A 25444-nucleotide genomic window follows, 5' to 3' on the forward strand; every position below is an offset into this window, starting at 1 on the left:
CCTACCTATAATACTCTCTCGAATTATTTTTTTCAAAATTATTAATTGCTTTTACGGTGCTTGCGCCAATAATGAAGCGCCAAAACCGCCAAGTAAACTGCTCCCACGGAAACCGAAACTACGGTATCGGGATTGATAAACATAAAAATGACAATCAGCGTCAGCATGATCAAAGCGAAATAGTTAGAGTATGGATATAGCGGCAGCTTAAAGGGGTGGTCCTCCATTTGCTGCGGATGATCCCGCCGAAAGCGCAATTCGGCCAGCAGGATGACAAACCAAGCGACCATTCCTGGCAAAACCGATGAACTATAAACGATCACAAACATGTTGCTTAAAGATTTGCTAAACCATTGGGCCAGCAAATTCAACACAAAGCCGATCAAAATACCGGCAGTAATCCCGGTAATTGCATGGCTTGGCACAATCCGTTTAGACAAATAGCCAAAAGTCTTCGGTGCTTCCCCATCCCTAGCTAGTTTATAAAGCATGCGGCTAGAAGAATAGATCCCGCTGTTAGCCCCGGACAAGGCGGCAGTCAATACCACCGCATTGATAATCGAAGCAGCTGCAGTAATCCCGACTTTGGCAAAAGTATTAACGAAAGGCGAGCCGATCGTTCCGATTTTGTTCCAAGGATAAATCGTCACGATGACAAAAATTGCCCCAACATAGAAAATCAAGATCCGCCAAATAACGCTTTTTACCGACTTAACAATGGCTTTTTGCGGGTTGGCAACTTCACCAGCCGAAATACCAATAAGTTCAATCCCTTCGTATGAACCGACTACAATTGCCATTGAGAAAAAGAAGCCTTTTATCCCGCCGGTAAAGAAACCGCCATTTTTCCATAAATTAGATAGGCCGATAGCCTGCCCGTGGTTGCCCAAACCGAAGAAAATTACCAGGATCCCTAAAATTATCATGAAGATAATCGTGACCACTTTTACCATCGAGAACCAAAACTCTAAGGTTGCATAAGCCCGAGCAGAAATGATATTGGCCAAATACAAGGCAATGATGATTACAATCCCAGCAATCCAGTCACTGGAGCCCTTCCACCAAAATTCTAGATACTCAGTAGTTGCCACCACTTCAGAAATGCCCACTACAATAAATTGGAAGACATTCGCCCACTCAGCTAAATAGCCAAAAATCGGGTGCACATATTCTGAAGCATAATCGGCAAATGAGCCGGTTCGCGGATTGATATACAGCATTTCGCCAAGTGCCCGCATCACAATATAGAGCAAAAGGCCTACAAATAAGTAGGCCAAAATAACCGATGGACCTGTCCACTTGATGGTTGAAGCTGAACCCATGAAGAGTCCGACCCCAATTGCTCCCCCAAGCGAGATCATTTCCATCTGTCCTGAAGACATTGTTCGCTTTAATTCCGGCGATTTTTCTTTATTTGCCATCTGCTACTCCCTTATTTTGCAATTTTGAGTGCCGGATTCCAAAAGTAAAGTAAATTACCAAACCGATAATAATCCAAATCGTCACCATGGTCTTGGTCGTTTGTGGCAGCATTAGCAAAAAGTAAATACTGAATAGTCCTGCCAGAATTGGCAAAACTGGATATAACGGCATCTTAAAACCAGAGTTGGTAATATCTTGACGATGACGCAGCGGAATAATTCCAAAAGAGATAAAAATGAATGCTAACAGGGTACCGGCATTAATTAACTGGGTCAATTCTACCAGTGGTACCAAGCCAGCTAAAAAGGCGCAGACGATTGCGGCAATCACTAGTGCCCGCGTTGGAATCCGATGTTTTTTATCAATGTGACCCATGTTGCCTGGCAGTAAGCCATCACGCCCAAGGGCATACATTAACCGCGAGCCGCCCAAAAGCATGGTCATCATCGCTGTAAAAATTCCGATCAAAGCACCAACTGTGATCAGTTTGTTCCACCCATTCAAACCGGCAGCCTTCAATGCAAAAGCGGCTGGGTCATCAACACCCAATTTTTTATAGTTAACCATACCAACCAGAACTAAGGCAAATGTTACGTAGAGAATCAAAGAGACGAGCACCGTTCCTAAGATTCCCCGCGCCATATTTTTCTTAGGGTTAATCGTTTCAGCCGAGTTGGAAGCTAAGGCATCAAAGCCGATGAAAGCAAAAAAGACGGTCGCTGCTGCGGTTGAAATTCCACCTAGACCGGCAAAGCCAGTCCGAAATTCTTTGGGATAAAACGGCACATAATTGCTCTTCTTAATGTAAAAAATACCAACAGCAATAAATAAGATAATAATCGCTACTTTGATCATTACTGCCATATCCTCAACTCGCTTGGACAAAGTAGCCCCGTGATAGAGAATGAGTGCAACAATAATCGTAATAATCACTGCGGTTAGGTTGATGACGCCACCTTCCAGCGGCCCCGCCTGCAGAGTTTTGGGCAAGTTGATGCCAAAGGCTGACAAAATATTATCGTTAAAATATGAAGCAAAACCAGTCGCTTCAGCAGCTACCGCAAGAATGTATTCCAGGAGCAGGGCCCAGCCTAAAATCCAGCCGATTATTTCGCCATAAATCACGGAGCCAAATGAATAAGCTGACCCGGCAACCGGCATGGCACTAGAAAATTCCGCATAGGCCATCCCTACCGCCCCAGACACAATTGCCGCTAGAAAGAAAGCAATACTGACTGCTGGGCCGGCATGATTTGCTGCTTCATGCCCCGGCAGAATGAAGATCCCGGTACCGATGACTGCTCCGATTCCCAAGGCGATCAAATCTCTTGCGTGCAAGGTTCGTGCAAAATGAGCATCTGCATTTAAGTAGTCTTTGATCGGTACCTTTTTAAAAATATTCTTCATACTTGCATCCTTTCTTTAATCGCAAATGTAAAATTCTTTAGCAGTTCTGCTTAATTTTTGTTTATTTAATATTAATTTAAGTAACTGCTTAATGCAAGTAATTATTTTTCACTTTTCTTTTGCAATTTTGAATGTTTCATCCCATATCCAAAATAAATCAGCAACCCTAAGATAATCCAAATGACTACCATCACCTTAGTAGAATTTGGCAGCATCCAAAGGAAATACAAACTAACCAGCCCGGCTAAGATTGGCAAAAAAGGATAACCTGGCATTTTAAACCCGGTATTTTTGATATCCTGACGCCGGCGTAAGGGAATAATCCCAAAGGAAATAAAGATAAAGGCTAATAACGTACCGGCATTAACTAGTTGCGTCAAATCAGTTAAAGGAACCAACCCAGCTAAAATGGCAATCACAATCGCCGAAAGGATTAACGCATGCTCTGGTACCATATGCTTATGATTAATTTGGCCTAAAAACTTTGGCAGCAATTGATCCCGACCAAAGGCATAGATTAGTCGCGAACTGCCTAGCAGCATGGTAAACATCGCCGTGAAAATACCAATTAAGGCTCCGATAGTGATTAGCTTATTCCATGAATTTAGCCCGACAACTTTTAAAGCATAGGCTGCTGGATCATCGACGCCTAATTTTTGATAATTGACCATCCCAACTAAGACTAGCGAGAATAAAACATATAAAATCATGGCTGCCAGCACAGTTCCCATAATGCCACGAGCCATATTTTTCTTGGGGTTGATCGTCTCAGCGGAATTAGAAGCTAAAGCGTCAAAGCCCAGAAAGGCAAAGAAAACCGTGGCTGCCGCCGTGGAAATTCCCCCTAAGCCCCAAGGACTGGTCCGAAACTCTTTGGGATAAAATGGCACGTAGTTGCTCTTTTTAATATAAAAAGCACCCACTATGATGAATAAAATAATAATTGCAACTTTTAACAGAACTGCATAATTTTCGATTTTTTTAGACATGGTTGCCCCGCCTAATAAAATCAAGGCAATGAGCAAGATAATCAAAACCGCCGTCAAATTAACAACCCCGCCCTCAAACGGACCAGCTTCTAAGGCCCGGGGCAAGTGAATCCCTAAGCTTGCCAAAAGGTTATCGTTAAAATAGGAAGCAAAACCGGTAGCTTCGGCAGCAACAGCCAAAAGATATTCTAAGATTAGGCACCAACCCAAAATCCAGCCGACAACTTCACCATAAATCACGGAGCCGAAAGAGTAAGCTGAACCGGCAACCGGCATGGCGCTAGAAAATTCCGCATAGGCCATGCCAACAGCCCCTGATAATAAGGCAGCAATTAGGAAGGCAATACTGACAGCAGGACCGGCATGACTAGCTGCTTCATGGCCGGGCAAAATAAAGATGCCTGTTCCAATTACGGCACCGATTCCTAAGGCTACCAAATCCTTGGCATTCAAAGTCCGTTTTAAGTGTGAATCTGCATCTAAATAAGAACTGACGGGAACTTTTCGAAAGATATTTTTCACGTTTCTCATTCCTTTCTTAATTGTTTTAATTATAACCAAATTTAGCGATTTTTTCGAAAAAAAGAGCCAGATATTTCCTGGGAAATATCTGGTTCTTGCGTATTTTTAGACTTAATTGTTGTTTAGTTCCACGTATTTACTTAGTTGCTTTTTACTTAGCACATCTTAAGCTACCTTCTTTCCATTTAATTGCAAATCGCCATCTTTAGCAGTAAAGTTCAATTCTTTGACATCTTTTTCATGCAAAATCAATTTTGCACTTGGAGTTTCGAGTTTTTGTTCAACGACTCTTCTTAATGGACGAGCACCAAATTCCTTATCGAATCCATGTTCAGCAATCCATTCCTTAGCAGAATCGGCAACGTTAAGCTTAATTTGCTTTTTATCCAAAGCTTCCCGCATCCGGTTCAGATACAGATCTACAATCTTAGTCATATCTTCCTTAGTCAAGTAGTTGAATGGCACAATTGCATCCAACCGGTTCAAAAATTCTGGACGGAAGTAGTTTTCCAAAGCCTTAACTAATTCAGCTTGGTCAACCTTGCCATCTTTAAGCAGCTTGTCTGAAAAGCCGGCATTTGAGGTCATAATCAAGATCGTATCCTTGAAGGAGACGGTGTGACCTTGTGCGTCGGTTAAGCGACCATCATCCATAATCTGTAATAAGGCGTTAAAGACTTGCGGGTTAGCCTTTTCAATTTCATCGAGCAAGATCAGGCTGTATGGGTGGTGCCGGACTTCTTCAGTCAATTGTCCGCCTTCACCGTAGCCTACATAACCAGGAGCAGAGCCGATCAGCTTGTTAACTGCCATCGCATCTTGGTATTCAGACATGTCCAAGCGGATCATGTGGCCCTTTGAACCGAACAAGTTCTTAGCCAACTGCTTAGCAAGTTCAGTCTTACCTACACCAGTTGGACCAGCCAATAAGAAGGACCCAGTTGGACGACCGTCATCTTTGAAGATTTGCTTTCTGGCAATAGCGTCGGTAATCACATCAATTGCGTGATCTTGGTCAATTACGACTTGCTTCAGGTTCTTCGCCAAGTCTTCAGTCTTTTGACCGCTATCGGCATGCAATTCGCTCATTGGGACTTGCGTCTTAGTTTCAATCAAAGCATAAATAGCTTTGCCATCAACCGTTGGCACTTCACCTTTAGTATCACTAGTCAACTGCTTGTTCAAATCGCTTAAACGCTTCTTTAGATCAGCAGCTGTTTGGTAATCTTCTGCCTTAACTGCTTCAGCTTTTTTAGCTTCCAGGGCTGAGATTTGTTGCTTCAAAGTGTTTTTGTCAACTACCGTGCTGTTCATCCCAGCCTTAGCACCTGCTTCATCAATCAAGTCAATGGCCTTGTCTGGCAAATGCCGGTCTTGGATGTAGCGTTTAGATAATTCCACAGCTAATTTAATTGCTTCATCAGTGTATTTTACGTGGTGGAATTCTTCATACTTTGGCTTCAAGCCTTGCAAAATTGCGATCGTGGTCTCAGTGCTTGGTTCACCAACAGCTACTGGTTGGAAACGACGAGCCAAGGCTGGATCTTTTTCAATTTGCCGATACTCACTAGTAGTGGTTGCACCAATCAATTTCAAATCGCCGCTAGCCAAAGCAGGTTTCAAAATGTTGGCAGCATCCCCGGAGTTATTTTCAGAATCAGTTGAGCCAGCTCCTACAATGTTGTGCAATTCATCAATAAATAGAATTGTGTTGGGATCTTTCTTAGCCTGATCAATTACTCTCTTGATCTTCTCTTCAAAACTACCACGCAGGCTTGAACCAGCAACCATGTCGTTGATGTTCAAAGCAATAACATGAGCATTTTGCAGCTTTGCTGGCACCTTGCCGTCAGCAATTCTTTGGGCCAAGCCTTCAACAATTGAGGTCTTACCAACCCCGGCAGGACCAGTTAAGACTGGATTGTTCTTCTTACGCCGGCTCAAGATTTCAATTACTTGGTTAATCTCATCGTCGCGTCCAATTACGGGGTCAAACTTCCCAGCTTTAGCTTGTGCTACTAAATCTTCCCCGATTTCATTCTGATGTTTATTTTGTTTAGGATTCTCGTTAGTCATTGGTTCAGTGAATTTTTGCATGTTTGGTTCACTGGTTGCGTAAAAGAAAGAGCCGTTTAAATCGTTAAATAATGCGTCAAAATCGTTGTTAAAATATGCCATAATCAAATGCACCCTTTCGTTCTTTTTTATCCAATTAGCACTCTAACTCTTTGAGTGCTAACTCGATTCACTTATTAGTATAGCAGGTTATCCACAGGATGCAAGCCTTTTTGCATTATTTTTCCACAGATTTTTCTTATTTTGTGAAATTAACAAAAAAATCCGATAAATTCTTGTAATAACAAGATTTTATCGGATCACAAAGTTTGTTTTTTTGCGACTTTTTAGCTCAGAAACCAAGCTTTTTCACAAATTATTTATCTTTGATCTTCAAATGCAATTTAGCATTATCGTTTGGTTTGTCCAACAGATATTGCTTAATCAGTTGCACAACCTGCTTATTTTGCGGCAAGGATGAATGTTGCGCATCGGTTCCCGTAATATTGATGGCCGTATAGCTCTTTACTTGATTTTGGAAAATGTACTTCGCTGCTAACACGCTGCCTTCTGGCACCAAACCATCACTGGTATAGGTCTTACCGCCCAACAAACTATAGACAACCAGATCTGACGGCAGGCGTTTCTTGTATTTCAAAAAATCGCTGAACATCTGGGTTTTCATCTTGATGGAGCTTTCTTTGAAGTTGTAAGGCGACCCCAAGGTCATTAACCGTTTCATTTTAATTTCTGATGAGTAGCCACTATAGTAGTGCTCCAACCAGTAGGTCCAAACCAAGCCCCCATTTGAGTGACCAAAGGCCTTAAATTTATGGAAGTGATAATCGTTGGTCAGTTGATAAAATGCATCATCGAGCCAAGCGGCTTGCTTTTTAATGTTGCTATAGCCATCGTGATTATTCTCAAAACCAATGACAATAATAGGTTCTCGATCATTCCGGTTAATGCTGCCAGAATATTCTAGTTTTCCGTCAGTATCAACCTGAACTTTTAGCAAGCTATGTTTAACTCGGCGGTTTTTGTTCAGTTCGTTAACCAGTCCATTAAAGCGATTAACGGTCGCGGAACTGCCCGGGATCATAATTACCGGTGACGTTTTGGACCGTCTTCGTTGTGACATTTCCTTATTGGAGCTCTTCATCCAAGCGTAGGTAGGCACAGAAGTTACGGCCAGAAATATTACCGCTAATACCAGCAGCCAAAGATGTCTACGCTTCTTCATTATCGCGCACCCGTCTTTCAATCTTCATATCAAATCTTACCCAAGGCAAGAAACACAGTACGTCAATTATTAACAAAACTATGGTATAAATTAAGGAATTAAGGTTGCCATTAGTTGCCACAAACGGAGCCAGGGGATCCGGCGTCCCGTCCAAAATCGCAAAGGCTACCGGTGGAATCCACCGCAACCATAAAAGACCGGCAGTCAGCAGCATATTGATCACTACCACCTCAATATAGGCAACAATTATTATCGGGTTAAATAGTACCGGATAGCCAGAAAAGAAGCCTGACGGTGCATCAAACATGGTCGGAAATAACGTTAACTCGGCTAAACGTCGTCTTCTCATATTTTGGGCTAACAATAATACGGCAATAATCAATGCCAAAGTCACATATCCTAAGGCATTGGCATATGCGGTATAAATTTCGCTTCCCAAGTATTTATATGGAATATTCCAACTGGACCCATGAACCAAGGCATAGTTCATATTAGCCACTGCTTCGGCCGAATTATTATCACCATTAAGTGCCTGTAAAGGATAACCTACTCCCACCAAGGCCAAAAACGTCACGGCGATTGCTAAGCCAATCCCCTTTAGCACATTATTGGTGCCAAAAAGCGTCCCGAGCATTGAAGTAAACCACGCTTGCGATAAATTAACTTTCAAGATATAAAGCCCTAAGGCTAGGATGATGCCCAAGGCCAAACTTACCAGCATCGGTTTGAAAGAGTCCCATACTCGTTTGTCTAAGTCGGCTAGATGTTCAAAGCGGCGATGTTGATAATCTGGTCCCAACCAGCGAAACAGCAAACCGATACAGTAGCCTAGGCCGAAAGAAACCAAGGCCATATTAACATTAAGCAGAAAACCACTAAACGGCAATGCCAATACCTGCCCTGGTCGCCGGCCATTTAAGCTAATCATCAGCAGGGTTAAGATACTGGTGATGCCTGCCAACTGGGCGTCCTTTTTAAATAAGCGAGCAGTATACTCTGCAGCCATATAAGCAATAAATAATCCAGCCAAATTAAAGGCCGCATATCTGATCGCCTTTAGCAAATAAATCAAATTATCGCTTAGCCAATATGGTACAAAATTATACGCTTCAGTAATGTTATAAAACCAACTATCGTAATTGATAAAGCCAGAATATAATGCCTGTGCAATCGAACCAATTAAGAAAACTGGCATCAGGGCCACAAATGTTCTTTGTGCCACCCTGAAAAAAGATCGCATCTTAAGCCAATATACCCAGTCCTCCACCCATATTTTCATTCTTATTTCCTTTCAACTTAGATGCTATAATATATTTAATATTAAAGAGGGGATTCCTATGACAAAATATCGTATTAAAGTAGACGAAAGCGTCAGTACGCTGCTTGAAAAATATCTCGAAAAAACTGATCAGTCGTTGGACCAAGTTGCCAACGAAGCGTTAAAAACATACTTGCTTACTAAGTTCAATTCTCGTGAGGCAAGACGTATCTTAAACGACTGTGAAAACAGTAAGGATTATTCATCCTTGTTAGATCGGTTCGCTTCTAATGATATTGACGATCATTATTAAAAACAACTATTTTAGCTTTTTTAAAGCAGTGCTTATCAACAATAGGCACTGCTTATTTTTTATGCCCTTACACTATATATAAGAAATAAAAAAAGCCTAATTCCACCAACATCGGAACTAGGCTCACACAGTGTTGTACCGCCATCTGACCACATATTATTTAGAAGATAACATTTTCGCTACCGGAGAAAATGATTACTTTCATGGCGATACATTTCGATTGTAGCATCGAAATTTTTAAAAGACAATACTTCAAAACAAGTTGTTTTACATTTTTGTTACGGATTTCATCAAATTGTTAATGAAGCGTTTTATTTGTTTGAAGTTTCCCTTCGTTTGATTTGTTTGCAAAAGCAACATGGTGCGGCCGTCATTGGTTGATCTGAAGAAAGTGTAATACCCATCACCAGCCCCATTAGCGGCTGCGATTCCACGCCGGTGGTAGTAACCACAATTATAGCCATTCTTTAGACTACTGGTTTGGATATACTGATGATCCTTCGCAGTCAATAATTTTCCAGCTAAAATATAGTACATAACTTTAGCCAAATCCGGTGTAGACATCAGAAGCGACCCAGCACCCAGGTCATTATGCGTAGCTAGCAAAGTCTTGTTGAATGGATAAACTTTGCCATTGATATGTCCTGGTACCCATGGATACAGCTGACGCTGCTTATCCCAAGCAAAAATCGTATGTTTTAAGCCCAATGGCTTAATAAATTCTTCTTGATATAGCTGTTCATAGCTTTTACCTAAAGTCTGCGACAAAATACCGCTCAACAAAACAAAGTTTAGTGAAGTATAATGCCACTTTCCCAGCTTAGCTGCATCAAAAGCCGTATTTTCTGCTGCCTGCTGCAAAGTTGCCTCATCAGATACGTAATGTTTAATGCCACGATAGCCAACACGGTAATCCAACCCGTAAGTCATATTAAGCAGGTTCTTGATAGTTACCTGATCGCTGCCAGTAATCTGCGGGTAGTATTTTGACAACTTGTCAGACAAACTTAGTTTGCCGGCATTAGCTGCCTTTAAAATCATTGCCGCAGTCATCGACTTTTGCGTTGAATTTATCAAATACATAGTGTCAGCAGAATTTTGGCGGTGCATGCTAATCACAGTTCGGCCATTTTTGACCACAACTGCCGAATTAGCTAATTTAAATGCACGCAACTGTTGGCGCACTAATTGCTTTTTACCAATTTCTTATTTACTGAGCCAACCTGGGTTTGATTTTGCCACTTCTTGGTAAAGTAATACTTCTTCAGCTTATAGTTGTAGTGGCCGTCAGGTTGGGCCATAAAGCTTCTAACGGCCTTATCTACCGCAATCCAACCATTCCAACCTAAGTGAATCGTATCTTCCATGAAGTAAGGCTTATTCCCCTTCTTGGATAAATCAGCAATTTGGTAAAAGCCTTGACTCATCAGTTGGTACTTAATCTTTCGTACAGACTGTTGGTACATCTTTTCTGACAAGCCAGTATACTTTGCCCACTTGGAGTTTACTGGCGGAATAATAAATTCCACATTCGTCCCTTGTTTGGCAAATTGGGACAACATTAGTTCAAAGTCGCTATATTCAGGTGATTTAACGTAATTAAAGTGCTTTTGACTGCCCTTTAACTTCTTTAAGATCTGCTTGTTAAAGCGCGTACGGAAAAATTGGTTATCGATCCCAAACTGGTTAGAAGTGGTATGCTTCTCCCCAGTTTCCGTCGCAATCTTCGTCAAAGCAGCCGTTGAATACCGTTTTGGCAACTTAGCTGCCCGCTGCCGAATCTTTTGTACCCGATCACGCATTTGCAAAGAACTGAAGAAGGTATCTTCATTCTTTAATACTTGCAGCTTGCGTTTAAGCATAAAGCGGTCATAGTCAGATAACTTCTTGCCCGCTGCCACTTTTTGCAAGCCATCTTTAATAACGCCCTTGATCCCAGGCATCATCAGGATGCGCTTGGCTGCATAGCGATCAGCCACGGTATTTTTAGCATTTAAGATAAAAATACTGGTTTCCAGTGGGGAATAATACATTTGAAAAGCTGCTGGATTCTGTCCTTGCTTGGTAAACCATTGAGGAGAAATAATCACAACGGCTTTCTTATTCTTCAATTGCTCGCTGGTTCCTTGCATCCCAATAAACTGGACCAATGATTGACTACCGGGACCACCTAAAAGAAATGGCCGATAATTCCGGTGGTATGCTTCTGCCAAAACACTGGGGTGCATTGGATCCAAACGTGACAATTCACTTGACCCGTAAAACGGTACATAGCCATCGTCGTAGGCTTCCTGCTTCATCTTTACGCCTTTGAACACGGTCAAGGTTTGAGAATTAGCTGCCTGAAAAATTGCATCCTTTGAAAAGGTGCGTTCCCAAGGCAATTGAAAAACTACAATCAGCAACACGATCGCACAAATAACCGGGCCAAAGATTTGCCACAGTCTGCGCTTGTTACTCATTTTCTAAGCTTTCCACCTTTGCCACAATCTTGTTAGGAGTTGACCATTCATCACGGTTAAATTCAGAAACTGGTACTGGCACGCCAAGTTGTTCTTGGATGCTCAATAACATTTGAACACTAGCCATTGAGTCCAATAAACCGCTAGCGTATAAATCTTCGTCCATCCGATCAGCAAAATCTTCACCAGTTAAGTCTGACAAAATGCTTAATACAGTTGCTTTAATATCCATAATTCAATCCTTCTTTGTTTTGATATAAAATAATAAATCTTACTATCCTACTTCCATCCAAACCACAATTGGCTGAGGAATCCTGAAAAGATCAGGAAACTAAAACATACAACGTGGAAAGTGAGGAAGATTGCAAATGCTTCAGTAAATTTGTTATGCGGTATCTGCTTTTGGTGTTTGCGCTTAAACCGTAACCAAATATCATTAATAATAATTGCTAAAGCATGGTAAATACCATATACAATGTAATACCAAGTCAAGCCGTGCCAAAAACCCATAATCAAGAAGTCAATCAAGTAGGAAGCTTGTGACAAACGAATGCGGTTTTTGATGAGCTTTTTCTTCATGGCCCAGAATGTGAAACGCATGTAGATAAAGTCACGGAACCAGAATGACAAGGTAATGTGCCAACGATTCCAGAAGTCCTTGATATTCTTTGATTTAAATGGTTGGTTAAAGTTCATTGGCGTATGAATTCCCATAAAGTAGGAAATCCCTACTGCAAATAGTGAATAACCAGCAAAGTCAAAGAATAAATACATACTGTAGCAGTACATATAGGCGACAACCCACCAGGAAAGCTTTAACCCGCCGACCATATTACCGACTGCCAAAGCTTGGTGTTCGATCTTTGGCAGCCATAGCGTACCAAAGAACCAGCCAATAATGAACTTGTACAAGAAACCTTGGAAAATGTAACGGACCGCATACTGCATATCCGTAATGTAGTCGCTGCGACTTGGTGCCTTATCGTAATCCTGCTTAAACCGGCGATACCGATCGATCGGTCCAGAAGAAATTGTCGGGAAGAATAGCAAGAAGCGCAGGTATGTTCCTGGGTCTACTTGCTTGATGGTTCCATCCCGCAACTCCATAATGACTTGAACCGTCTTAAAGGTTACATAGGATATTCCTAAAAACCCAACGACAAAGGGAACGCTGCCAGCAGGCTGGGTGGTCATGAATTTAGTTACCGTTAATGGAATAATTGCTAAAATCACGGTCAAATAGAAAATGCTGGTTTTGTTCTTTCCTTGCTTACGGTAATGCTGATAGGCAAAGGTTAAACAAAATTCAAAGACGAGCCAAAGCAGCAGATTAATTCCTTCCTGCCATTTAACTCCGCCAAAAGTTAGGACTAAGAATACTAAGGTAAAGAGTGCCTCATAAATTTTCAGCCTTTTACCAAAATATAAGCCGATAATAATCGGCAACAAAGCCGCCAACAGAATTAGGAAGTACTGGGGATTGGAATAGGGCTGTAAGTTAATCACTGTTGATTAACCTCCTTAATCACGGCCTTAATATCAACCTTGCCGTTCTGTGAAATTGGCAAACTGTCACGGAAAACGAAGCGTTGCGGCAGCATATATGGCATCACATTTTTGGCCAGATCAGCTCGCAAAAGCTTAGTTAACTCGCTGTTGCTATACTTTTCTTTAACGCTATCGTTCAGCTCAATTTCAGCCACAATTTGCTTAACAGCGTGATCAGCATCATATTTCGGAGCAGCCACCCCATAACGAACTAAGTCGTTTTTGCTTAAATAAAAGTTGATTTCCTCTAATTCGATCCGGTAACCATTGAACTTAATTTGGAAGTCAATCCGGCCACGATAAAAGAGCAAATCGCCATCGAAAAAGCCGGCGTCGCCAGTCCGATAACTGGCATAGCTCTTACCTGCTTCTTGGAAAAAGGCAGCTTCAGTCTTCTCAGGATTGTTCATGTATCCCTTTGAAACACTAGGTCCGGTTAAGATAATCTCGCCTTGACCTGCTTCGCCCTTCTTTTCATCAATGGTAATTTCAGTATCTGGCTTAGCCTTGCCAATCGGCAAACGATCGTACTTGGCTAAAATCTCATCAGTTATTTCAACCTGCGTTACCGCAACCGTCGCCTCAGTTGGGCCATAAGTATTAAAAATATGGCCTGCTGGGAACTTATCCTTCAACTTAGCTGCTTCACTATGTGGCAACTCTTCACCACAGAATAAGAAATGAGTTAAGTCAGGATGATGTTTTTGATCGAAAGTTGGATCTAAGAAGCACATTTGAGCAAATGATGGGGTTGAAACCCAAACATTAAATTGCATCTTAGGCAAGGTCTTAAATAATTGCCCAAAGTTTTGCGTAACTTCGTGTGGAAGAACGACTAATTTGCCCCCGCTAACTAAAGCCGGATACAAACTCATGACTGATAGGTCGAATGAGTATGGAGCTTGAGCTAAAAAGCTCGGATGATCAGGCAAATTAAAGCTGGTCAATTCCCAGTTAACAAAACTAAGCAAATTGTCATGACTAATTTGAACCCCTTTAGGCTTGCCAGTCGTACCAGAAGTAAAGATGATGTAGAAATTATCATCGCCTAAAACTTCCTGACTCAAATCCGCCTGGCCACCAGCCGGAACATCTTCAGGAGTCAGCACTTCAACTCCTGGTAAAGTCACTTCCGGTAAGGGAGCAATTGCCAGCACCGTTTTAGCCTTAGAAACTTCCTGAATCATTGCCAAACGTTCTGCATTAGAATAGCTGGCAATGGGAATGTAGGCATGGCCGCTTTTTACTGCCCCTAAAAAGGCGCAAACCATTTCAAAATCTTGACCGCCCCAGATCATGACGGGATCACCGGCAGGCACAGTGGCTGCCAGTTTCGCTGCCCAGGCATCTGAACGCTGCTTCAAGTCACGATAAGTGTTGGTCGTTCCCAAATAATCGTAAGCAATCCGATCAGGATCAGTTTCTGCTACTTGATCGATTGCAGTAATAATGTTGTCTACCATTTCCTTGCCCCCTTAAAATTCGTTGTAGATAAAGTGAACTGAGGTTAGCCCACTGTATTCATACAAGTAAATGAGGGCCATTAAAATGGCAAAATAACAAACCGTCTTCAACAGGAATAAACCTACCTGTTTCCAACGGTTTGGAGTGCGTGTCTTATTTCTCTCCATCTGTTTATCCCCTCGTAAATCAATTACATGATTAGCCTACTCGTTTGTAATACTTTTGTAAAACAAAAACGGCTTGTCTTTAAAGAATCTTAAATACAAGCCGTTTATCTGATGATTTCCTATTCATGTATCCTTTTGGCATAATGTGCCGCAATAAATAAGGGAATGGAATTTAATGCTGAAATTAAAAACAGGGTGATCCATGCCAAAATTGACACATTTTTAGGGTTGCGCCAACGTTCAGCGGTGGTGGTTGACAAGACATAAGCTCCGACTACCACGGCAATCCCGATTTGCAAAAGAAAAACTCCCATGTGGAAATATTTCCATAGTAATAGTCCGGCAATTGCCGGTAAGAGATACCCCCAGCCAGCAATCCGCAGCCAAATAATTTCTTTTTGGTAATTTTTAAGCATCAAATTCTCCTTTACTACGCTAATCGCCAAACAAAGCATTAATATTTAACGATAAGGTTCGGTCCATAATTACGCTATTAGGTTTGGCATATTGTTTTGCTCCAGATTCAAAGATACAGATCAGTTGACCCTTATAAGCCGTAATTTGTTCCAAATACGGCGGCATCGTGATAACTTCTTCAGCATTCTTTTCACTTAGTGACTTCAAAGCAGTAATCGGAAAGATGTAGAGTTTAGACGAACTGCTGCCGTATGACTGGCTTAAGAAAATTTTGTTTTGATAGATTGCAATTCCCTGGATTTGCTTGCTCATCGTCGTTTGCCCGTTAGGGTCTGACCAAGAAACGCGACCAGTAACCGATTTTACTTCATTATTAGCGATCGAATTCTTATATTTGCCGCTCCTGGCAATGGTATAAGCGGCAACTTTTCCACGTCCTGAAAGCGTAAAGAAGCCTACAAACAATTGATCATCGTAATAGGTTACAGTGGAAGCTTTTTGCACATTAGGAATGGCTATTTTATGGTTATACCAGATAGTCTGTCGACTGCCCTTGGGATAATTCTTTAAAGCCGCCATGCTAAAGCTCATCAAGCCCGAAGATTCGCCCATTGATCCGGTAATCCAGATATTTTTTCCTTCGGGATCATACGTAATTCCGCCCAGGTGGGGACGACCATCAATTTGGATCGTTTTAAGATATTTGCCCGTCTTTTTGTCCAAGACATAAATTACGGAATTATGAACATGTTCGCCATCATAAGCAGTGATGAGCAGATACTTGCCTGCAATCGTCACGCCTTGAGGCGTCATCGTATCAATGCGTTCCCATTTTTTCTTTTTATAGTTATAAGCAACCGTCGAGCGTAAGCCCGGGATTACAAAATCCTTGCCGTCCCAAGTGCGCGGCGGTACGTAATTCGATACCTTATTAATGAAAGAATAACTATTACGCAGACGTGCTTGATAAGTCGAGAAATTCTGCCAAGCCGCATTGGTATTAGTCTTATCTTTGGCTAAAGTCACCTTCGGCCGATTATCCAGCAATTGCTTTTCCTGCCACCATTGGTAGCCAAAATAACCGGCCGTGCCTAAAGCAGTTACTACCAATGAAAAAATGGCAAATTCACGTAAAAAACGTCCAAGAAATCTCAAGGTCTGCCCCCTTCCTTATCAGAACATTATACACAATCTCACTTTAGCCGGAAAATTATCTTGAATCATAAAACTTTTTTGAATTTTTCGCCAAAAAAGCACGAATCGTCACACTTTCTTCACAATTTACGGCTATTATAATAAGCGTAGTGAACGAAAGAAATTTCACTCACTCAATTTTTTGTTTTTCATTCATTCTCCTTCAAATATAATAATGAAAAATCTTGGTGAAGTGGGATCCCCAACCCATTTCATCTTCTATCCCCGTTAATGCGCCGTGTGAACCACGGCGTTTTTTTATGCTTATTTTTTTCTGAACGGGCTTTTTACTAACTTACAAGTGTTTCTTTACTATTTCATAAACTTTTATGTGCCTTTTCTTCACAATTAACCCGTATTATATAAATCGTAGCAAGGCGGTAGAACTTGTTACGATACTCCCACTTTTTATTTCATTCATTCATTCTTACTCCTCCAAAGTAGATGAAATTTAAGAGACCTGCAGAAATTGCAGGTCTTTTTCTTTGCCAATAACTAGTACAATGATAAGGGAGTAATCATAAGAATGTGAGGAAGTCTATGTTTTCACCGTCAATTAAACATTTAATAGAAGAAAAATCCGGTTCCTTTTTAATTCCGGCCAGTCGGATTGCCTTTGTTCAAGATGATAATCCGCTTTACCACGCCTTTTTAATTCTTACCAAGGTCCGCTATGCCAAAATTCCGGTATTGGATAAGCAAAAACGCGTGGTTGGCCTGCTTAGTCTAGCTATGATCACCGACAAAATGCTGACAAACGAAGCTATTAACCCAGAAGTATTGAATGAGCTGAAAGTGCGTGACGTCATGCAAACCAAATTTGCCAAAATCAATTTTGTTGAAACTACGCTAGAAGCCCAACTTCATCTCTTAATCGATAATGCCTTTCTTCCGGTTGTCGACGACAAGGGCGTTTTTCAAGGCTTATTAACGCGGCGAGAATGGATCAAGGCCTTTAATTACGTTACTCATACTTTTGAAGATAAATATGAAGTCAAAGCCAAAAAGTAAATTCTAATTTAGAATCATTACAGTTTACATTTTCAGTTAAAGTGTTATTCTTAAGGTGTACGAAGAAGTGAGAACGAATATATGGAGGCTGATTATGAAACGGCAATGGAAATTTTGGGTAGTTGTAGCCCTTGGTATTGTTGCTGTCGTATGTGACTTTGTACTCCACCTTGAACCATTCTTCCAATTCTTCAGCTGGAAAATGAGCATTTCGGAAATCTTGATTGATATTGTCGGGATTTTCATGGCTTATGAACTGCTAGCTGAAATTATCTCCGACTTGAAGAATGGACGCTGGGGAGTCGACGTTCTGGCAGTAATTGCGGTAATCTCAACAATCTTAATTCGTGACCATTGGGCTGAATGGATGATTTTGATCATGATGACCGGTGGCGAAACTTTGGAAGATTACGCTACTAGTCAAGCTGACAAGGAATTGCGTGCCCTGCTAAGTCGCGCACCTCGCATGGCCAACCGCCTAATCAACGGCAAGATTGAACAAGTTAAAGTAGAAGATTTGGCAGTAGCTGACCATGTTTTAGTCCGCCCAGGCGAACAAGTCCCAGTCGATGGAGTCATTGTCGATGGTGAGTCTAGTTTTGACCAATCGTCACTGACGGGTGAATCAGTACCCGTAGAAAAGGGACCTGATGATGAATTGATGTCTGGTTCCATAAATGGCGACGGGGCTGTCGAGATGAAGGTTACTAAATTAGCCAAAGATTCTGAATATCAGACCATCGTGGCCTTAGTTAAATCATCACAAGCCCAACCGGCTAAATTCGTTAAGATGGCCGACCGTTACGCTGTGCCATTTACGATTATTTCCCTGGTAATAGGGATTGCTGCTTGGATTTTTTCTGGCAACCCTGTGCGTTTTGCGGAAGTTATGGTAGTTGCCTCCCCTTGCCCGCTGCTGATTGCAGCCCCAGTGGCAATGGTTTCAGGCATGAGCTCAATGTCTAAGCACCACATTATTGTAAAAAGCGGTCCAACTTTGGAAAAATTATCCCGTGCTAAGACTTTTGCCTTTGATAAGACCGGTACTTTGACTCAGAACCAATTGGAAGTTGAAGAAGTAATCCCGGCTACTGATAAATTCAGCAAAGACCAGATTCAAGCCTTGGCTGCAAGCGTAGAACAACAATCAACCCACATCGTGGCAGTTTCGCTTGTTAAGAGCACTGACAAGGCGGCATTAAAGCCCGTTAGCGACTTAACTGAAACGACTGCTCAAGGGGTTGAGGGCGTTGTTGACGGCCATCGGGTTAAGGTCGGTAAGGCTAGCTTTGTCGCCCCTGATCAAGATGTTAAGCGCGTAAGTGGTTCAGCTGTCTATGTCACAATTGATGGCGAATATGCCGGCTGCATCAGTTTGCGCGACCAGATCCGGCCAGAAACTCCTGAAACTTTGGCTAGATTACGGCGGCAAGGAGCTCATCACATTATGATGCTGACTGGCGACCGCGAAGCAGTTGCCCAAAAGATTGGTAAAGCTGCCGGCGTGGATGATATTCGGCATGACTTGTTGCCTTCTGAAAAGATCGCTGCTATTAAAAACGTTAAACCAGCTGATCGCCCTGTAGTAATGGTTGGCGACGGCGTTAACGATGCTCCTAGTTTGACCGCTGCTGATGTTGGTATTGCCATGGGAGCCAAAGGTGCGACAGCCGCTAGTGAAAGTGCTGATGCGGTTATCATGGTTAACGACTTGAGCAAGGTTAATGATGCGGTCGCAATTTCCAAACATACCATGAAAGTGGCTAATATCGATGTCTTAACAGCGATTGCGATCGTTATTATCATTGAACTGATTGCCTTCACTGGGGTAATTCCAGCAATTATTGGGGCCATTTTGCAGGAAGTGGTCGATATGATCACGATTAGTTTGGCCTTGTTGGCTAAAACCGAGCCCAAAAATCCTGAACAAACCGGGCTTGCAGGTAAATAATTTGCACTTTGACTGAAAATACCGTACACTATTGTTTATACATAGTAGATATTTTTGTGGTTGGAGTTTCGAAACTTTCAAGATTTGCTTCTTTGGGTCAAGGAGCGACTTGAAAGTTTTTTTGTTTTTAGCAGAAAGGAACGGATATGCACTTTGTAGGTCAATTAATCTTAATTTTATTGATTTCTAGCCTTTTGGGACAACTCTTTGCCCGCCTTAACTTGCCAGCCGTAATTGGTCAGTTATTGAGCGGAATTGTCCTTGGGCCCGCCATCTTGGGATGGGTCCATCCAGGAGAAATCGTTTCCCTCTTCTCTGAATTCGGGGTAATCTTGCTCATGTTTTTAGCAGGGCTGGAATCCGATTTAGACCTGTTGAAAAAATACATGAAATTGAGCGTCACTATCGCAACCATGGGGGTAATCCTGCCCGTCGTCCTGATTGGCGGAGCTTGCATGGCCTTTGGCATGAAATTCCTCGAAGCCCTCTTTATCGGGATCGTCTTTGCTGCTACCAGTGTTTCAATTTCGGTAGTAGTTTTAAAAGAAGCCGGACAAATGAATACGCGGGCCGGCTCAGCCATCCTAGGAGCCGCTGTGGTTGATGATATTTTAGCTGTGATCGTGCTGAGCTTATTTACCAGTTTCAGTCACGAAGGCGGTAAAACCGGGCTAACTAATAACTTCTTTATTAATCTATTAATCGAAATTGCGTATTTCGTGGTCGTTTGGCTAATTTACCGTTTTGTTGCACCATACTTTATGAAGTTGGCCGAAAAAATTGAAGTCAACTATTCAGTAGTTATCGGATCCTTGGTATTAGCTCTGACAATGGCGTGGGCTGCTGATTTTGTAGGCTTGAGTGCCGTCGTTGGTGCTTTCTTTGGTGGTTTGGCAATTCGCCAAACGCCGCAGCACCAAGAAGTCCAATCTTCAGTTTCCGCAATTGGTTATTCTATTTTTATTCCAGTCTTTTTCGCTGATATCGGGCTTTCGATGACTTTTGCCAGCTTCTGGAAAGACTTTGTCTTTATTGTAGTCATGACCATCCTAGCCCTGTTTTCAAAATTCTGGGCCGGCAAATACTCAAGCGAATTGTTCGGCTTTACTAAAGACGAAGGTAATATTGTCGGAGCCGGCATGATTTCACGTGGTGAAGTAGCTTTGATTGTGGCCCAAATTGGGATTAACTATCACCTTTTCCCCAAAGATATTTATTCTAGCCTAATCCTGGTAATCATTGTAACCACGGTACTATCACCATTTATTCTTAACTACTTCATTAAGCGGCACCAAAAAAATAGCAGCATGGCATAAAAAAGACGTGAGGTTTGCCTCACGTCTTTTATAATACGCCTAAAGCGTTGTAGCACATATGAACCAGCATCGAATACCGCAAATCGCGCGTTTCAACATAAACCCATGCGAGTATACACCCTAGCAGTAAATATACGATAATATATTTGCTAAAAGTCGGATCGTGCATGTAAGCAAAACAAAAGCCACTAACTAGCACAGCCAAAACTTTATTAGTGCGAGTTGGATGCCTAAAGAACACATTAAGCAACATGCCTCTAAATAAAGTCTCCTCACAAAAAGGTGCAATAAAAACCACCATTAGGTTATATAAACCCCGAGAGCCATTCTTTTCAATCGCATTTAATGCCGATTGGTTGGCAGAAGTGCCACCACCAACTAGATTCAAAGAAACCACTGAGGCAAAGACAATTAAAATATAACCTAACACTGCTATCCCCAGCCGATGCCAATCCCAATGCGGTTCTTCATTAAAGTGCCATTCATCAGCTTCGGGGATAGTTTTTTTATACATCCAGAAGATGAAAGCCAAAACTGCCACAGTTCCAAGTGCTAACAGCCAGCCTGAACTACGATGCAAATGGGCTTTTTGCGGATAAAAATAAAAATATTGCAGATAGGCATAAAGGTAGTAAGTCACGATCATCGCCACAAATCTACCAAGGGTTTGCCCAATTTTTTTCATGTCTCCACCTCCTAGTTATATATTCTCTATTGTATTATTTCCCAGGTAATAATGCTATTAAACAAAATAAAACAAACAATTTTGCCGACTGTTCAGTTAAAAGTTCGTTTTGTTTTACGCTTACTATACGCTATATCTTGTGCATTCATTGACAAAAAATGTGATTCGCCTACTAGATAATGTGTTTTTTAATATTTTTTGTAAAAAGCACGCTCCTCCCTACTCCGATAAGCCCTTCACCCACTTTTTAAGAAAACAAGAATGGCTTAATACCAGGCTTTTATGGGATTTCGCAATTTTGACAAGTGCGAATTTTTAGGCTAATTTGTTAATCGTTGCCGCTAATCGGCATAAATATATTCGTTTTTTGTATTTTGTATTTTTAATTATCTATTTTGTTTGTGTTAAAGGGGATCCGGATGAATTTTAAGCGGATAAAACGTGCCGCTGCTTCAGTCCTCCTCCTCTCAGCGGTTGGTTTAGTGCTGGCTGCTTGTTCTGGCAAAAAGAACAGCAGTAATGGGAAGACTACGGAACACAGTATTGCATTAGTGACTAACAATACTGGCGTAGACGACCATTCTTTCAACCAATCAGCGTGGGAAGGACTGCAAAAGTACGGCAAGAAGTACGGCTTGAAAAAAGGAACCGGTGGCTACAACTACTTTGAATCTAGTTCAGCCAGTGATCATGTTCCAAATATCGAACAAGCCATCAATGCTAAATATCAAACTATTGTCGGCGTTGGCTACGAATTAACTAGTGCAATCAAGTCTGAGGCGAAAAAACACCCCAAGACTAATTTCATTATGATTGACAACACGATTAACGCCAAAAATGTGGTCTCTGCCACCTTTAAGAGTCAAGACTCTTCTTACTTGGCTGGGATTGCCGCTGCTTACACCACTAAGACCAATGTAGTTGGTTTTGTCGGCGGAGCTCACAGCGTCATCATTGATATGTTTGATGCTGGGTTTACGCAAGGCGTCAAGGACGGCGCTAAGGCCCAAGGCAAGAAGATCAAGATTTTAAACCAGTACGTTGGCAACTTTACCAGTACCGACAAGGCTAAAACAATTGCCCAATCGATGTATGCCAATAAGGCTGATGTAATTTATCATGCTGCCGCTACAGCTGGTGAAGGCGTATTTTCAGAAGCCAAGGCAATCAACCAAAAGCGTTCAGCTGCCAACAAGGTTTGGGTCATCGGGGTTGATAGCGATCAATCCAGTTTAGGCGCTTATACCGATAAAAACGGCAAGAAGAGCAACTTCACTTTGACTTCTGTCATGAAGGGAATCGGCAAGGTCTGCTACGATATTGCCGTTAAGACCCATGAAGGCAAGTTCCCAGGAGGAAAGCACTTGGTTTACGGCGTTAAAGGCAATGGTACTTATGTGTTAAAAGGCAACATGAATGCCAAGAGCTGGAAAGCCGTTCAAAAAGCCAAGCAAGCTATTATCGCTGGAAAAGTCAAAGTTCCAACAACTCCCAAGAGTTAATTAAACAAAAAAGAAAGTAACCAAAACTCGTTAAGTAAGACATTTAGGACGAAAAAATGAACAAGAAAATTAAACACTTATTATCTGCAGCAGCCGTCTTCTTAGCTGCTGGTATGACCTTAGCTGCCTGCTCAGGCAAAAAATCAAGCACTGCCTCTGGCAGCAAGAAGAAAGGCACCGTTGCCTTAATTACTGACGGCAATGGGGTTAACGATAACTCCTTCAACCAATCAGCTTGGAATGGCTTTTTAGCTTACGGCAAGGAACACAACTTGAAGCGAGGCAACAACGGCTACCAATATTTCCAATCTTCAAGCGCTGCTGACTATGATCCTAACTTTACGCAAGCCGCAAACGCTGGTTTCCAAACTATTTTTGGGGTTGGCTACCAACTTAAAGACGCCGTTGCTTCGGCAGCCAAGAAATATCCTAAAAAGAACTTCGCAATTATCGACGATGTTATTAAGGGTCAAAAGAACGTTGTTTCTGCCAACTTCAAGAGTGAAGACGCCTCTTACCTAGCCGGGGTAGCTGCTGCTTACACTACCAAAACCAATGTTGTTGGCTTTATCGGCGGAGCCCACGGCGATATCGTTGATTTGTTCGATGCCGGCTTTACCCAAGGGGTTAAGGATGCTGCTAAGGCTCAAGGCAAGAAGATCACGATCTTAAACCAATACATCGGCAACTTCTCCAGCACCGACAAGGCTAAGTCAATTGCCCAATCAATGTACGCTAAAAAGGCTGATATCATCTTCCACGCAGCTGGTGGTGCCGGCAACGGTTTATTCCAAGAAGCTAAGAACATCAACCAAGAACGCACTGCTGCTAACAAAGTTTGGGTGATCGGGGTTGACGTTGACCAATCAAGCCTTGGTTCCTACAAGGACAAGAACGGCAAGAAAGCCAACTTCACTTTAACTTCCGTAATTACCGGGGTTAACGTGGCAGTTAAGGACATTTCTGACCGTGCTTACGAAGGCAAATTCCCTGGTGGTAAGAACCTAATTTACGGCCTTAAGAATAATGGGGTTTCAATCACCCAGGGACAACTTTCAAGCAAAGCTTGGAAGGCTTCTAGAACTGCTAGAACCAAGATTCTCAACAAGACAATCAAGGTTCCAATCCACCCAGCTTCAGCTTCTAAATAATTCCATCTAACTCCGAAGCTATTTTTTACACTTACATTTACATTCTTTACTATTTCCATCTAAGAGAGCCAGCTTGAAGTGCAATGGCTCTCTTTTCTTAAAAAGCAAAAATATTGTTCGTGTTTTAAACTGGATCAGACCAACTTTTTCCGAAAACAAAGTTTTTGTAATTGACATCAAACTAACAAATTGTTAAATTACTAAGTGGAATGTTCGTTTTATAAAATTTCGGAGGAAGAAATATAATGAAGTTCAAGTTCAAACACATTGCTGCTTTAACCGCAGTTGCTTTGGCTGGGGTTGCCCTTACTGCCTGCTCAGGCAAGAAACAAGGCGGCAACGCAAATGCGGGCAAGGCGAACCATTCAATCGCCTTGATTACCGACTCTAACGGTGTTGATGACCACTCCTTCAACCAAGCTGCTTGGAGCGGCTTTAAGGCCTATGGTAAAGAACATGGTCTCTCCCGCGGCAAGGGCGGATACCAATACTTCGAATCATCAAGTGCCTCAGACTATGAACCTAACTTCACGCAAGCTGCTACTGCTGGTTACAAGACGATTTACGGCGTCGGCTACATGTTAACTGCTTCAGTTAAGGCTGCTGCCAAAAAGTATCCTAAGAAGAACTTCGTTATCATTGACGATGTAATTACTGGTCAAAAGAACGTAGTTTCAGCTACTTTCAAGAGTAATCAAGCTTCTTACCTGGCTGGGGTAGCTGCTGCTTACACTACCAAGACCAATACTGTTGGTTTTATCGGCGGTGCCAAAGGATCCGTCATCAGCATGTTTGAAGCCGGCTTTAAGCAAGGCGTGGCTGCTGGTGCCAAGGCTCAAGGCAAGAAGATTACGGTCTTAGACCAATACATTGGTAACTTCACCAGTACCGACAAGGCTAAGTCAATTGCCCAATCAATGTACGCTAAGAAGGCCGATATTATTTACCAAGCTGCTGGTAGTGCCGGCAACGGGGTCTTCTCTGAAGCTAAGTCTTTGAACCAAGCTAAAGCTGTTAAGGACGAGGTTTGGGTAATCGGGGTTGACATTGACCAATCAAGCCAAGGTGAATACACTGCTAAAGGTGGGCAAAAGTCGAACTTTACTTTAACTTCAGTCCTTAAAGGTTTGAAAGTTGCCGTTAAGGATATTGCCGACAAGGCTTACGAAGGCAAGTTCCCAGGTGGTCAACATCTTGTATATGGTCTAGATAACAACGGTGTTTCAATTACCAAGGGCAACCTAAGCTCAAAGGCTTGGGAGGCAACGCAAAAGGCCCGCAAGCAAATTGTAGACGGCAAGATTAAGGTTGCAAGCACGGTTAAGTAGTAGCACAATATATTGTGTGTCATACAAAGCACTTCGTAA

Annotated in this window: 22 protein-coding genes and 1 other annotated feature; of the genes, 7 read left to right on the forward strand and 15 right to left on the reverse strand. The window is 42.1% G+C overall.

Translation table 11 applies throughout. The annotated features are described in order from the left end of the window. Nucleotides 1-41 precede the first annotated feature (41 nt). From KI210_RS01770 to KI210_RS01795, 6 genes are all read right to left on the reverse strand, one after another. Nucleotides 42-1421, reverse strand: a complete 1380-nt coding sequence (locus KI210_RS01770; protein ID WP_212780175.1) for an amino acid permease — start codon at nt 1419-1421, stop codon at nt 42-44. Then, the gene (locus KI210_RS01775) at nt 1411-2829 is read right to left on the reverse strand and encodes an APC family permease (RefSeq protein ID WP_212780176.1); all 1419 of its coding nucleotides are present in this window, start codon (nt 2827-2829) and stop codon (nt 1411-1413) included. Before KI210_RS01775 ends, KI210_RS01770 begins: the two co-directional genes overlap by 11 nt. A 101-nt stretch (nt 2830-2930) precedes the next feature. After that, nucleotides 2931-4340, reverse strand: coding sequence for an APC family permease (locus KI210_RS01780; RefSeq protein ID WP_212780177.1), 1410 nt, complete (start codon nt 4338-4340; stop codon nt 2931-2933). Between the two features lie 165 nt (nt 4341-4505). Then, on the reverse strand, nt 4506-6518 hold the full coding sequence (locus KI210_RS01785; protein WP_212780178.1) for an ATP-dependent Clp protease ATP-binding subunit: 2013 nt from the start codon (nt 6516-6518) through the stop codon (nt 4506-4508). A gap of 253 nt (nt 6519-6771) precedes the next feature. Next, the gene (locus KI210_RS01790; protein ID WP_212780179.1) at nt 6772-7638 is read right to left on the reverse strand and encodes an alpha/beta hydrolase; all 867 of its coding nucleotides are present in this window, start codon (nt 7636-7638) and stop codon (nt 6772-6774) included. Further along, nucleotides 7625-8860, reverse strand: coding sequence for a PTS sugar transporter subunit IIC (locus tag KI210_RS01795; protein WP_212780180.1), 1236 nt, complete (start codon nt 8858-8860; stop codon nt 7625-7627). Before KI210_RS01795 ends, KI210_RS01790 begins: the two co-directional genes overlap by 14 nt. 115 nt (nt 8861-8975) lie before the next feature. On the opposite strand from KI210_RS01795, the gene KI210_RS01800 reads away from it, so the two are divergent. Next, nucleotides 8976-9209 carry a hypothetical protein gene (locus KI210_RS01800; RefSeq protein ID WP_212780181.1) on the forward strand — a complete coding sequence of 78 codons (234 nt, stop codon included), beginning with the start codon at nt 8976-8978 and terminating at the stop codon, nt 9207-9209. 267 nt (nt 9210-9476) lie between these two features. On the opposite strand, the gene KI210_RS01805 is transcribed toward KI210_RS01800, so the two are convergent. The 8 genes from KI210_RS01805 to KI210_RS01840 form a co-directional block, all read right to left on the reverse strand. Beyond that, the gene (locus KI210_RS01805; protein WP_246487301.1) at nt 9477-10394 is read right to left on the reverse strand and encodes a serine hydrolase domain-containing protein; all 918 of its coding nucleotides are present in this window, start codon (nt 10392-10394) and stop codon (nt 9477-9479) included. Next, nucleotides 10394-11671: a D-alanyl-lipoteichoic acid biosynthesis protein DltD gene (gene dltD / locus KI210_RS01810; RefSeq protein ID WP_212780182.1), complete on the reverse strand. Its 1278-nt coding sequence runs from the start codon at nt 11669-11671 to the stop codon at nt 10394-10396. Before dltD ends, KI210_RS01805 begins: the two co-directional genes overlap by 1 nt. Next, nucleotides 11664-11903: a D-alanine--poly(phosphoribitol) ligase subunit DltC gene (dltC, locus tag KI210_RS01815; protein ID WP_212780183.1), complete on the reverse strand. Its 240-nt coding sequence runs from the start codon at nt 11901-11903 to the stop codon at nt 11664-11666. The genes dltD and dltC overlap by 8 nt, the downstream gene beginning before the upstream one ends. A 47-nt stretch (nt 11904-11950) precedes the next feature. Next, nucleotides 11951-13177, reverse strand: a complete 1227-nt coding sequence (gene dltB, locus KI210_RS01820) for a D-alanyl-lipoteichoic acid biosynthesis protein DltB (RefSeq protein ID WP_212780184.1) — start codon at nt 13175-13177, stop codon at nt 11951-11953. Next, nucleotides 13174-14682: a D-alanine--poly(phosphoribitol) ligase subunit DltA gene (gene dltA / locus KI210_RS01825; protein WP_212780185.1), complete on the reverse strand. Its 1509-nt coding sequence runs from the start codon at nt 14680-14682 to the stop codon at nt 13174-13176. The genes dltB and dltA overlap by 4 nt, the downstream gene beginning before the upstream one ends. 12 nt (nt 14683-14694) lie before the next feature. Then, the gene (locus KI210_RS01830) at nt 14695-14850 is read right to left on the reverse strand and encodes a teichoic acid D-Ala incorporation-associated protein DltX (protein WP_212780186.1); all 156 of its coding nucleotides are present in this window, start codon (nt 14848-14850) and stop codon (nt 14695-14697) included. A 119-nt stretch (nt 14851-14969) separates the two neighbouring features. Further along, nucleotides 14970-15266 (reverse strand): hypothetical protein, encoded by a 297-nt coding sequence (locus KI210_RS01835; RefSeq protein ID WP_212780187.1) that lies wholly within the window; start codon nt 15264-15266, stop codon nt 14970-14972. Between the two features lie 19 nt (nt 15267-15285). After that, complete coding sequence (locus tag KI210_RS01840) at nt 15286-16422, reverse strand: YncE family protein (RefSeq protein WP_212780188.1); 1137 nt, start codon at nt 16420-16422, stop codon at nt 15286-15288. 579 nt (nt 16423-17001) lie between these two features. On the opposite strand from KI210_RS01840, the gene cbpB reads away from it, so the two are divergent. From cbpB to KI210_RS01855, 3 genes are all read left to right on the forward strand, one after another. Then, on the forward strand, nt 17002-17472 hold the full coding sequence (gene cbpB / locus KI210_RS01845; protein WP_212780189.1) for a cyclic-di-AMP-binding protein CbpB: 471 nt from the start codon (nt 17002-17004) through the stop codon (nt 17470-17472). Nucleotides 17473-17566: 94 nt separating this feature from the next. Then, complete coding sequence (locus KI210_RS01850) at nt 17567-19423, forward strand: heavy metal translocating P-type ATPase (protein WP_212780190.1); 1857 nt, start codon at nt 17567-17569, stop codon at nt 19421-19423. A 58-nt stretch (nt 19424-19481) separates the two neighbouring features. Continuing rightward, nucleotides 19482-19529 (forward strand) — a sequence feature (sodium ion sensor (DUF1646 type); this cis-regulatory element may regulate processes involved in with the transportation of sodium ions). Between the two features lie 40 nt (nt 19530-19569). Further along, a complete protein-coding gene (locus KI210_RS01855) occupies nt 19570-20739 on the forward strand; it encodes a cation:proton antiporter (protein WP_212780191.1) in 1170 nt (389 codons plus the stop codon). A gap of 28 nt (nt 20740-20767) precedes the next feature. Here the strand turns inward: KI210_RS01855 and KI210_RS01860 are convergent, their stop codons facing one another. Beyond that, nucleotides 20768-21424: a type II CAAX endopeptidase family protein gene (locus KI210_RS01860; protein ID WP_212780192.1), complete on the reverse strand. Its 657-nt coding sequence runs from the start codon at nt 21422-21424 to the stop codon at nt 20768-20770. A gap of 413 nt (nt 21425-21837) precedes the next feature. Between KI210_RS01860 and KI210_RS01865 the strand changes: the two genes are divergently transcribed. The 3 genes from KI210_RS01865 (at nt 21838) to KI210_RS01875 (ending at nt 25405) form a co-directional block, all read left to right on the forward strand. Next, nucleotides 21838-22926 (forward strand): BMP family lipoprotein, encoded by a 1089-nt coding sequence (locus KI210_RS01865; RefSeq protein ID WP_371870176.1) that lies wholly within the window; start codon nt 21838-21840, stop codon nt 22924-22926. Between the two features lie 56 nt (nt 22927-22982). Then, nucleotides 22983-24077, forward strand: coding sequence for a BMP family lipoprotein (locus KI210_RS01870; RefSeq protein ID WP_212780194.1), 1095 nt, complete (start codon nt 22983-22985; stop codon nt 24075-24077). Nucleotides 24078-24322: 245 nt separating this feature from the next. Further along, nucleotides 24323-25405 (forward strand): BMP family lipoprotein, encoded by a 1083-nt coding sequence (locus tag KI210_RS01875; protein WP_212780195.1) that lies wholly within the window; start codon nt 24323-24325, stop codon nt 25403-25405. Nucleotides 25406-25444: the final 39 nt, after the last annotated feature.

This window comes from Lactobacillus corticis (genome assembly GCF_018327645.1).
GTDB lineage: Bacteria > Bacillota > Bacilli > Lactobacillales > Lactobacillaceae > Lactobacillus > Lactobacillus corticis.

Bases quoted from the DNA above. Each gene is read 5' to 3' on its own strand.
- KI210_RS01770 (WP_212780175.1), bottom strand. From the start codon at position 1,421: ATGGCAAATAAAGAAAAATCGCCGGAATTAAAGCGAACAATGTCTTCA.
- KI210_RS01775 (WP_212780176.1), bottom strand. From the start codon at position 2,829: ATGAAGAATATTTTTAAAAAGGTACCGATCAAAGACTACTTAAATGCA.
- KI210_RS01785 (WP_212780178.1), bottom strand. From the start codon at position 6,518: ATGGCATATTTTAACAACGATTTTGACGCATTATTTAACGATTTAAAC.
- KI210_RS01790 (WP_212780179.1), bottom strand. From the start codon at position 7,638: ATGAAGAAGCGTAGACATCTTTGGCTGCTGGTATTAGCGGTAATATTT.
- KI210_RS01800 (WP_212780181.1), top strand. From the start codon at position 8,976: ATGACAAAATATCGTATTAAAGTAGACGAAAGCGTCAGTACGCTGCTT.
- dltD (WP_212780182.1), bottom strand. From the start codon at position 11,671: ATGAGTAACAAGCGCAGACTGTGGCAAATCTTTGGCCCGGTTATTTGT.
- dltC (WP_212780183.1), bottom strand. From the start codon at position 11,903: ATGGATATTAAAGCAACTGTATTAAGCATTTTGTCAGACTTAACTGGT.
- dltA (WP_212780185.1), bottom strand. From the start codon at position 14,682: ATGGTAGACAACATTATTACTGCAATCGATCAAGTAGCAGAAACTGAT.
- KI210_RS01830 (WP_212780186.1), bottom strand. From the start codon at position 14,850: ATGGAGAGAAATAAGACACGCACTCCAAACCGTTGGAAACAGGTAGGT.
- KI210_RS01835 (WP_212780187.1), bottom strand. From the start codon at position 15,266: ATGCTTAAAAATTACCAAAAAGAAATTATTTGGCTGCGGATTGCTGGC.
- cbpB (WP_212780189.1), top strand. From the start codon at position 17,002: ATGTTTTCACCGTCAATTAAACATTTAATAGAAGAAAAATCCGGTTCC.
- KI210_RS01850 (WP_212780190.1), top strand. From the start codon at position 17,567: ATGAAACGGCAATGGAAATTTTGGGTAGTTGTAGCCCTTGGTATTGTT.
- KI210_RS01855 (WP_212780191.1), top strand. From the start codon at position 19,570: ATGCACTTTGTAGGTCAATTAATCTTAATTTTATTGATTTCTAGCCTT.
- KI210_RS01860 (WP_212780192.1), bottom strand. From the start codon at position 21,424: ATGAAAAAAATTGGGCAAACCCTTGGTAGATTTGTGGCGATGATCGTG.
- KI210_RS01870 (WP_212780194.1), top strand. From the start codon at position 22,983: ATGAACAAGAAAATTAAACACTTATTATCTGCAGCAGCCGTCTTCTTA.
- KI210_RS01875 (WP_212780195.1), top strand. From the start codon at position 24,323: ATGAAGTTCAAGTTCAAACACATTGCTGCTTTAACCGCAGTTGCTTTG.